This is a genomic window from Bradyrhizobium sp. Ai1a-2 (assembly GCF_000426245.1).
GTDB lineage: Bacteria > Pseudomonadota > Alphaproteobacteria > Rhizobiales > Xanthobacteraceae > Bradyrhizobium.
Window position 1 is genome coordinate 1 of the sequence record NZ_AUEZ01000142.1, and the last position, 8,996, is coordinate 8,996.

The window sequence follows — 8,996 nt, forward strand, 5'->3', positions numbered from 1 at the left end:
CTAGAGCGTGATGAGATTAGGTTTGATCATATCCGGCGTTGGTGAAGTAGTTTGAGCACTCGGCGGGCGTGACAGTGTCGAGAATCGGACCAATGGCATCGTAGACGGCCTCGGTGGTCCGCTTTGCGGCTTTACGAAGCCAATGCTTGAGTTTGGCGAACAACTGCTCGATCGGGTTCAGATCGGGTGAGTATTTCGGTAGGAAGAACAGCCGTGCACCGGCGGCACGGATGATGCGGCGCACGGCCTTGCCCTTGTGCGAGCCGAGGTTGTCCATGATCACGATGTCGCCGGGCCGCAATGTCGGAACTAGAACCTTCTCGACGTAGATTTGGAAGGCTTCGCCATTGATCGGCCCATTGATGAGCCACGGAGCCGTGACGCGATCGTGGCGCAAGGCGGCCAGGAAGGTCATGGTCTGCCAGTGGCCATGTGGCACTTTGGCCCTGAGCCTTTGACCGCGCGGCGCCCAGCCCCGCAGCGGCGCCATATTGGTTTTAGTCCAGGTCTCGTCGATGAACACCAGGCGAGACGGGTCGATCCGCTCCCGATATTTGGTCCATTGCGCCCGCCGACGGGCAACATCTGGACGGTCCTGCTCGGCAGCAATCAGCGTCTTTGTGACTGAGCTTCTCGGCGTGGACGAAGTCCCACACCGTCCGGTAATCGACCTTCAGACCACGCTTGGCGAGCTCGGCCACCAGCCCGCGCAAGGTGAAATCCGCCGTCCGGCACCGTTGCACCAGCCAATCACGATGCTTTCCCGAAATCTTCTTCGGCTTGTAGCCGCCGATCTGGTCCGGCTCGACGCTGCCGGTCTCGCGAAAGCGCTGCACCCAGAGAATGGCCGTGCTGATGCCTACACCAAATTGCGCTGCCGCCTGATGGCACGACAGGCCACCCTTGCAAACGGCGTCAACCACGCGCTCACGTAGATCAATCGAATACGCTCGCCCCATCCATGCTGGCCTCCTTCCCAGCCAGCATGTTGAATCAGAACCGATGTGATTTGGGAATCCTCAATCGATTCAAGCTAAAGCCATCACGCTCTAACCTACCGCTGGTCGTCGCGCTTCATGTTCCTCGACGACCAGGACGCGCGGCAGAAGCTCGAGCGCACCCGCAAGAAATGGCAGCAGAAGGTCCGCCCCTTCATCGACCAGCTGTTCCAGACGCAAAGTCGCTCGCTCGACCAGGATGCGGCCGCCATGGTGGCCGAGACCGAGGATGCGATCGCGGAAGCCTCTTCGCAACTTGTCGCCTATGGCTATTACACCCCGGTCATCGTGCTGTTCGACGAGAGCAGCGCGCGCCTGCAGGAGAAGGCCGAGGCGGTCCGTCGCCTGATCCAGGCCGAAGGGTTTGGCGCGCGCATCGAAACGCTGAACGCGACCGAAGCCTTCCTCGGCAGCCTGCCGGGCAATTGGTACGCCAACATCCGCGAACCGCTCATCAACACGCGTAACCTCGCCGACCTGATCCCGCTCAATTCGGTGTGGTCGGGCAGTCCGACCGCACCATGCCCATTCTATCCTCCGGGCTCCCCGCCGCTGATGCAGGTCGCATCCGGCTCCACACCCTTCCGGCTGAACCTGCATGTCGACGACGTCGGCCATACGTTGGTGTTCGGGCCGACGGGCTCCGGCAAGTCGACGCTGCTCGCGCTGATCGCAGCGCAGTTTCGCCGTTATGCCGGCGCGCAGATCTTCGCCTTCGACAAGGGACGTTCAATGATGCCGCTGACGCTGGCCGCCGGGGGCGACCACTACGAGATCGGCGGCGATGACCCGGACGGTGCGGCGGCGCTCGCGTTTTGTCCGTTATCAGACTTATCGACGGACACCGATCGCGCCTGGGCGGCGGAATGGGTGGAGACGCTGGTCGCCGTGCAGGGCGTCTTGATCACGCCCGATCATCGCAACGCCATCTCGCGGCAGATCGGCCTGATGGCCGAGGCCCGCGGACGATCGCTGTCGGATTTCGTGTCCGGCGTGCAGATGCGCGAAATCAAGGACGCACTGCATCATTATACGGTCGACGGTCCGATGGGCCAACTGCTCGATGCTGAGAGGGACGGTCTAGAACTCGGATCGTTCCAGACCTTCGAGATCGAGCAGCTGATGAATATGGGCGAGCGCAACCTGGTCCCGGTCCTGACCTATCTGTTCCGGCGGATCGAGAAACGGCTGTCTGGCGCGCCAAGTTTGATCATTCTCGATGAGGCCTGGCTGTTGCTCGGCCATCCTGTCTTCCGCGACAAGATCCGCGAATGGCTGAAGGTGCTGCGCAAGGCCAATTGTGCCGTGCTGCTCGCCACGCAGTCGATCTCGGATGCCGAGCGCTCCGGCATCATCGATGTGCTGAAGGAGAGCTGCCCGACGAAGATCTGCCTGCCGAACGGTGCCGCGCGCGAGCCCGGCACGCGCGAGTTCTACGAGCGTATCGGCTTCAATGAACGGCAGATTGAGATTGTCGCGACCGCGGTGCCGAAGCGCGAATACTACGTCGCTTCGCCAGAGGGCCGCCGCCTCTTCAACATGGCGCTCGGCCCCGTCGCACTCTCCTTCGTCGGCGCGTCCGGCAAGGACGACCTGCAGCGCATCCTGGCGCTGAAGAAGGCCGAGGCCAATTGGCCCGTTCACTGGCTCAAGGAAAGGGGGATCGGCCATGCCGAGACGCTTCTCGCCGATTTGTAGGGCGCTCATCGTCGCCATCATCATCGGACCACCCGCCGTGGGTCCGGCATTGGCCGGCGCCGCGGCCGGCGGCTCCACCGAGTTCACGCAGATCCTTAATAACGGCGAGCTGGTGAGCCTCGTCGGCCAGTCGACGACACAGATCAACAACCAGATTCAACAGATCTCGCAGCTCGCCCAGCAGATTCAGAACCAGCTGAGGATCTACGAGAACATGCTGCAGAACACGGCCCAGTTGCCTTCGCATGTCTGGGGGCAGGTGGAAGGCGATCTCAAGCAGCTGCAGAACATCGTCAACCAGGGCCAAGGCATGGCGTTCTCGATGGGCAACATCGACGACGTGCTCAAGCAGCGCTTTCAGAGCTACGCGCAGTTCAAGACCAATCTGCCGAACGGCGCGAGCTTCGGGTCGACCTATCAGACCTGGTCGACGACGAACCGTGACACGATCTCGAGCACGTTGCAGGCGGCCGGGCTCACCTCGCAGCAATTCGCGACCGAGAACTCGACGATGGCGCAACTCAAGACGGCATCCGAGAGCTCCGACGGCCAGATGAAGGCCTTGCAGGTCGGCCATGAGATCGCCGCGCAGGAAGTCGCCCAGATGCAGAAGCTGCGAGGTCTCATTGCGCAGCAGACCACGATGATGGCGACATGGTTTCAGTCCTCCCAGACGAGCAAGGACCTGTCGCAGGCACGCCGGGAGCAGTTCTTCAACGCGACCGCGCCAGCGACCTCCGGCGGCCAGACGATGGAGCCGCGTTGGTGAGGCCGTCCACGATCATCATTGTCGTCATCACGATCGGCGCCTGCGCCGCGGGGGCCTGGCTGATCTTCGCGCCGCGCACGCCAGTCCCGGGGCAAGGGACCGCGTCGCGCGCCGGTGACTTCTTCAAACCCCCGCAGGACTACAAGACGTCCGGCGGCCAGCAGATGAAACCGCGTTGGTAGGACAAGGGGGCAGGGGGTGCGTGGAATTAAACCGGGGCTCGTCCTGATCATTGCGATCGGCATCGTCGTGGCTGCGCATCCTGCATTGGCGCAGCAGGACGGCAGCGTCCTTACGACGCTCGAAAATTCGGTGACGACGGCCGCCAAGAGCTGGCAGACGACCGTCATGCAGGCGGCCAAGTCGTTGTTCTGGATCCTCGCTGGCATCGAGGTCGGCCTCGCCGCGGTCTGGCTCGCCATTCAGACCGCAACCCTCGATGCGTGGTTCGCCGAGATGGTGCGGCGGGTCATGTTCATCGGCTTCTTCGCCTTCGTGCTCGACCAGGGACCGAATTTCGCGAAAGCGGTCGTCGACAGTCTCTACCAGATCGGTGCTGGCGGCGGCTCGGCGTCGCCGGCGGATGTGTTCAACGCGGGTCTCAAGGTCGCCTCCGCGATGTCGCATAATGCGCAGTTCGGCCTCTTCCAGGACAATGCACTGGCGATCGCCTCGGTATTCGCGATGGTGATCGTGGTGATCGCCTTCTCGCTGGTTGCGGCGATCTTCGTCGCGGTGATGGTCGAGATGTATGTCGGTCTGCTCGCCGGCATGATCATGCTCGGCCTCGGCGGCTCGTCCTTCACCAAGGACTTTGCCATCCGCTACCTCATCTATGCCTTCAGTGTCGGGATGAAGCTGATGGCGCTGGTGATGATCGCCAAGATCGGGTCCGACACCTTGCTGAACCTCGCCAACCAGACCGGTACCGGCAACGACGCCTTTGTCGGGACACTGGCGATCGGCGGCATCTCGGTTGTCGTCTTCATCATCTCAATCTACGTGCCGAACATCGTGCAAGGCGTGGTGCAGGGCGTCTCCGTCGGCAGCGGCATGGAAGTGGTGAAGCATGCCGGACAGGCGGCGAGCTTCGCGGCCGGCGGCGCCAGCCTCGCCATGGGAGGCGCGAGGGCAGGGGCAGCCGGGTTCAGTGCCGCGCGTGCCGACGGCGCCTCGTTTGGCGCAGCCGCCCTCAAGGCCATGACGCAAGGCATCGGCTCGGCGGGCGGCGCGCTCGCCTCCGCCGCACGCGACCAGGCCATCGGCGCGCCAGGCTCCTTCGGGACGTCGACGCTCGGCCTCGCCAACGCCAAGCTCGATCAGCGGAGCTCGCAGCGACAATCGACTGGAAAGACTTGAGCCGATTCAACCCGGCAGGTGAACAGTGGGAGACCCTTTCTCGAATGGCCGCGCGTAATCCGCCCGACAACCCCTATCTCGCCGCCCGTCAGGAATGGAACGAGCGTTACGGCTCCTATGTGAAGGCGGCCGCGACGTGGCGCACCATCGGCATCGTCGCCATGGTGATGGCGGTGATCGGCTTCGCCTATGCGTTGTTCCAGAGCACGCAGGTCAAGCTCGTCCCGTATATCGTCGAGGTCGACAAGCTTGGGACCGCCTTGAGCGCCGGCTATCCGCAGCAGATCGAATATGCGGATCCGCGGGTGGTGCGCACCACGCTCGGCAGCTTCGTCTCGAACTTCCGATCGGTCACGCCCGATGCGGTCGTGCAGAAGCAATATATCGATCGGACCTACGCGCTGCTGCGGACCTCCGATCCCGCCACGCAAAAGATCAATGATTGGTTCCGGAGCAACTCGCCGTTCGAGAAGGCCAAGACGACGACGGTCGCCGTCGAGGTCAACAACATCGTCGCTCTGTCCAACCAGTCCTATCAGATCGACTGGACTGAATTCGAGCGCGACAGGAAAGGCAAGGAAACCGGCGAGCGCCGCTTTCGCGGCATCGCCACTGTCACGCTGACACCGCCCCAGGATGAGCAGACCATCCGGCTCAATCCGATCGGCCTCTACCTGCGTGATTTCGACTGGACGGCGCAACTATGAAAGGGGCGGGGACACAGATGCACCCAAATATGATCAGACTTCATACATGCGTTGTTCTCGCGGCATCCGGCTTCGGCTTGCTGCTTGCCAATGTCAGCGCACACGCGCAGGCGATGAACGCCAAGGAGCGAAAGGGCACGAGCATCTCGAGTCAGTCGCGCGGAGCGGACGGCAAGGTCGTCTTCCTGTTCGGCGAGGTCCAGCCCTCCATCGTCTGCTCGCCGCTCGAGGTCTGCGACATCGAGCTCGAGGCCGGTGAGGTCGTGCGCGATGTGCTGGTTGGCGACACGGTGCGCTGGAAGGTCGAACCAGCGACGTCCGGAGCGGTCGGCGGACAAGCCATCCACCTGATCGTCAAACCGTCGGAGCCAGGGCTCGTCACCTCGATGGTGGTGACGACCTCGCGGCGAACCTATCACATCCAGCTCAAGTCGAATGCGACCCAATACATGGCGCGCGTCGGCTTCGAATATCCGGCGGATGTCAGCGGCCGGCTCGCGGACATCAACGCGCGTATTGGCACTGAGGTGATTCCGGGCGCCGGCGTTCCCGCCGAGCAGTTGAGTTTCGCCTACAGCGTGAGCGGCAGCGCGTCCTGGCGGCCGACGCGGGTCTACAGCGATGGCGTGAAGACCTACATCCAGTTTCCGTCTTCGCTATCGGGCCAGGATGCACCGGTCCTCTTCGTGGTGTCGGGCGGCCAGAACCGCATTGTCAACTACCGGCTGAAGGACGACATGATGGTGGTCGATTATCAGATCGACACTGCCATTCTGGTCTCCGGCGTCGGCTTTTGGAACCAGGACAAGGTGACGATCCGGAGGGGAGGCTGATCATGCGGCAGGTCTCCTCGTTGCGTCGGCTCGTCCTTCTCTTCCTGCTCGGCCTGCCGCTCGCCGGATGCGCGTCGTTCGGCGGCGCTGCCCTGGTGGCGAGCTCTGCGCCGCCCGACCTGTCCGGTCCCGCGGCTTCTGCGATCGCCGGCGACATGGTGACGAAACTCGCCGAGCAGGTCGGTCCTGGCACAGGCACCATCATCCTGAAGCCTGACGGTTCGCCCTTCGGCCAGGCTCTGGAGACATCGCTCAAGAGCTGGGGATATGCGGTTGCGACCGATCAGAAAACCAAGGGTGAGAAGACCATCCCGCTCGCCTATGTGATCGAGTCCTACAATGGTCAGGTCCTGGCCCGCTTGTCGACGGGCAATGTCGAGCTCGGTCGCGCTTATAGCGCAACCGCTGCTGGAGCGTCGCCGGCCAGCCCGCTTTCCGTTATGCAGCGCGGGTAAAGGGGATCATCATGGTGCAATCCCTGAAGCTCGGCGGCGCTCCGGAGGGCGAGAGCACGGGAATCCGTCGCCTGAACCGGCTGCCGATCATCCTCGCCATCGTGCTGATTATCGTCTTCTTTGCCGTCATTTTCTACGGCCTGACCTCGCGCGGTCTGTACTTCCGCCGCGAGGCCGGCATCGACACCGCCTCATCCAATTCGGCATCAACCTATGCCGATCAATTGAAGAAAGGCGTCGCGAACGGAATCATCGGCGATCAGGAGGCACAGACCTTCCAGCCGCCACCCCCACAGCCGGACACACGAAAGCCGGCAGGCAATCCCTTCTCCGGCCGACAACAGACCGAGGCGGCGGCCGGCCCGCAGCTCGAACCCGACGCCCTATGGCGGGCGCGCCTCGAGCGGGAGGCACATGAGCCATATTTGCGGGAGCAGCAGCGCCAGCGCATGGCCCGCGTGCAGGCGAACGGTACCGCCCATGACTCACCGCTCGCCATCAATCTCAGCAAGCTGCAAACATCGAGCGCACCCATGAGCAATGCAGCACCATCGACGACGACGACACCCGGTCCCGCACGCGGTGCGTCCGACCTTTATGCAGCGGCGCTGCGTGCCGGCTTCGGCATGCAGAACATCGATCCGAACGGGCAAACGGCGAAGGAGGATTTCTTCAACGCGGACCTCAAGAAGCTCGGCTACCTTCCCAACAAGGTGGTCGCGCCGACATCCGCCTACGAATTGAAACGGGGCTCTGTCATTCCAGCGACGTTGATCACCGGCATCAATTCCGATCTTCCTGGTCGCATCACCGCCCAGATCAGCCAGAACGTCTACGACAGCGCCACAGGCCATCAGCTGCTGATCCCGCAGGGCGCCAAACTCTTGGGACGGTACGATTCCAAGATTTCGTTCGGGCAAAGCCGAGTCCTCGTCGTCTGGACCGACATCATCTTCCCGAATGGCTCGACGTTGCAGATCGGAGGCATGGCGGGCACGGACGGGGAAGGCTACGGTGGCTTCAATGATCAAGTCGACAATCATTATTTCCAGGTGTTCGGTTCCGCGATCCTGATTGCCGCGATCGGCGCCGGCATCGACATGTCGATGCCCGCAAGTTCGCCTTACGGGTATCAGCAAACTCCGACGGATGCCGCGCGCAACAGTTTTGCTGAGTCGTTCGGCCGCGTCGCCGAACAGACGATCAGCAAGAACATGAACGTCCAGCCCACACTCGAGATTCGACCGGGCTACGTGTTCAACGTCCTCGTCAACCAGGACATGGTGTTTCCGGGGGCTTACAGGGGATGAAGTGCTTCGGTTCGGTTACGATAGAGTCTCTGGGAAATGCCGCGTTGTGCTCGAAGCAAACGATCCAGTTGGCTGATGGAGATTGCTTCTCGTTCTCGCAATTGTCGCGCGCCGCGAAGAGGCGAGGCGGTGCAGCACCGTTGCACGAAATTCCGCGGAATCCAGCGCCCGATCCCGCCACACTCGTCGCGCGGATAATCGAAAGACCCATGCCGATAGACAAAGGGTGCTCACGCGCCGCAACAACGCGATAGCGGATGTTCGTTCAGAGCTGCGGAGAGGTAGCCGGCACCAAAGCACATCCAAGTCAAGTCCGGTCATAGACCAGCATTTTGCTCAGGCAGATGCGTTCAGATGAATAGGAGTTCGGATGCCATACTTCGATTCCACTGGTGTGAAGCTTTATTTTGAGGAAACTGGAGAAGGGCATCCGATCATTTTCCGAGCTATGGCTGATTCTGGGTGACGCGGCCTGATCAGGCGGCGTGGCTTTCAGCGGTCGGACTGACCTCGATGCCGTCAGTAAACTTTACACCGGCGATGACCTTCGGCAACTGATTTGTTCCTTTCAGTCGGCGCCAGGTCTTCGATGCGGCGTCGATCAACTTGAACACCATCAGCCTGGCGGTTTTCGGCGAGAGCGATCCTTTCGTTCGCTCCGTGCGATGCCGCACCGTGGCGAACACGCTCTCGATCGGATTCGAGGTGCGCAGATGAACCCAATGCTCGGCAGGGAAGTCGAAGAATGTGAGCAGCGCCTCACGATCCTTGATCAAGCACTCGACCGCAGGCCCGTATTTGGCACGGTATTTCTCGACGAAGGTGTCGATCGCGGTTTCGGCTTTCGCCCGGCTCGGCGCCAGATAG

General features: G+C 62.1%; 9 protein-coding genes and 1 pseudogene. 8 read left to right on the plus strand and 2 right to left on the minus strand.

The genetic code is table 11. The features are described 5' to 3' along the window. Positions 1–16: 16 nt before the first annotated feature. Positions 17–959, minus strand: a protein-coding gene (locus K288_RS51560) for an IS630 family transposase (protein WP_201449795.1) whose coding sequence is annotated in 2 segments (ribosomal slippage) — positions 17–623 and positions 622–959 — 945 coding nt in all. Because the reading frame shifts where the segments join, the coding sequence is not laid out codon by codon here. A 90-nt stretch (positions 960–1,049) separates the two neighbouring features. On the opposite strand from K288_RS51560, the pseudogene K288_RS48560 reads away from it, so the two are divergent. The 8 genes and pseudogenes from K288_RS48560 to trbI all read left to right on the plus strand — a co-directional run. Next, positions 1,050–2,696: pseudogene (locus K288_RS48560) on the plus strand (conjugal transfer protein TrbE); the annotation flags it as partial. Beyond that, the gene (gene trbJ / locus K288_RS0141195; RefSeq protein ID WP_027584619.1) at positions 2,668–3,465 is read left to right on the plus strand and encodes a P-type conjugative transfer protein TrbJ; all 798 of its coding nucleotides are present in this window, start codon (positions 2,668–2,670) and stop codon (positions 3,463–3,465) included. The pseudogene K288_RS48560 and the gene trbJ, both read left to right, overlap by 29 nt. After that, positions 3,462–3,647 carry an entry exclusion protein TrbK gene (trbK, locus tag K288_RS0141200; protein ID WP_027584620.1) on the plus strand — a complete coding sequence of 62 codons (186 nt, stop codon included), beginning with the start codon at positions 3,462–3,464 and terminating at the stop codon, positions 3,645–3,647. The genes trbJ and trbK overlap by 4 nt, the downstream gene beginning before the upstream one ends. 16 nt (positions 3,648–3,663) lie before the next feature. Further along, positions 3,664–4,824 carry a P-type conjugative transfer protein TrbL gene (gene trbL / locus K288_RS0141205; protein WP_027584621.1) on the plus strand — a complete coding sequence of 387 codons (1,161 nt, stop codon included), beginning with the start codon at positions 3,664–3,666 and terminating at the stop codon, positions 4,822–4,824. A 44-nt stretch (positions 4,825–4,868) separates the two neighbouring features. Beyond that, on the plus strand, positions 4,869–5,531 hold the full coding sequence (locus tag K288_RS0141210; protein ID WP_027584622.1) for a conjugal transfer protein TrbF: 663 nt from the start codon (positions 4,869–4,871) through the stop codon (positions 5,529–5,531). Positions 5,532–5,560: 29 nt separating this feature from the next. Then, a complete protein-coding gene (gene trbG / locus K288_RS0141215; protein ID WP_051335031.1) occupies positions 5,561–6,364 on the plus strand; it encodes a P-type conjugative transfer protein TrbG in 804 nt (267 codons plus the stop codon). A 2-nt stretch (positions 6,365–6,366) separates the two neighbouring features. Next, positions 6,367–6,819 (plus strand): conjugal transfer protein TrbH, encoded by a 453-nt coding sequence (gene trbH, locus K288_RS0141220; protein ID WP_027584624.1) that lies wholly within the window; start codon positions 6,367–6,369, stop codon positions 6,817–6,819. Between the two features lie 11 nt (positions 6,820–6,830). Beyond that, the gene (gene trbI, locus K288_RS0141225; protein WP_027584625.1) at positions 6,831–8,129 is read left to right on the plus strand and encodes an IncP-type conjugal transfer protein TrbI; all 1,299 of its coding nucleotides are present in this window, start codon (positions 6,831–6,833) and stop codon (positions 8,127–8,129) included. A 476-nt stretch (positions 8,130–8,605) separates the two neighbouring features. Here the strand turns inward: trbI and K288_RS0141230 are convergent. Continuing rightward, a partial coding sequence (locus tag K288_RS0141230) for a transposase (protein WP_027584626.1) occupies positions 8,606–8,996 on the minus strand: 391 nt, incomplete at its 5' end.